Raw genomic sequence first — 638 nt, forward strand, 5'->3', positions numbered from 1 at the left:
CCCGCCGAGCTGGCGCGGCATCTGCGGCGGCTGCTGCGCCGGGCCGCGGCGCGCATCACCGAGCCGGGCTTGCGCTGGCTGGCCGGCGGGATGCCGGTCCCCGGACTCGGTCTGGGCGGCCACATCCATCTGAGCGGCGTTTGGCTGAGCAGTCGTCTGCTGCGGATGCTCGACAGCTGCGTCGCCTTCCCGCTGGCGCTCGTCGAGGACCCGGCAGGCCGCCGTCGCCGCCCCCGCTACGGCTCGCTTGGCGACTTCCGGCTGCAGCCGCACGGTTTCGAGTATCGGACGCCGCCGAGCTGGCTCGTCTCGCCGATGGCGGCGCAGGCGGCATTTGCCCTCAGCCTGCTCGGCGTCCGCGAGCTCTGGGCGCTCTCCGCTGCCTATGGCACGCTGCCGGCCGAGCAGCCGGAGCTGATCGCAGCTTATTATAGCGGCGACCGCGAGAGGCTGTACGAGGGAATGCGCAGCTTCCTCGATCTGATCACGCGCACAGCGTCGTATCGCGAGCTGGGACGCTATATCGCGCCGCTGCTGGGAGCGATCCGTAGCGGCGCGACATGGGATGAGCAGACAGACCTCCGCCACAAGTGGAAGCTGCCGCCCGAGGCGATGCGTTAGGGCGTGTTTGCAAACCC

At 70.4% G+C, this 638-nt stretch carries 1 protein-coding gene; it reads left to right on the forward strand.

Annotated elements, in window-relative coordinates; translation table 11 throughout:
* Window positions 1–621: putative amidoligase domain-containing protein (locus tag PA598K_RS35595; protein ID WP_446674108.1), on the forward strand; the 621-nt coding region annotated here is incomplete at its 5' end.
* Window positions 622–638: the final 17 nt, after the last annotated feature.

Source organism: Paenibacillus sp. 598K (assembly GCF_003851045.1).
GTDB lineage: Bacteria > Bacillota > Bacilli > Paenibacillales > Paenibacillaceae > Paenibacillus_D.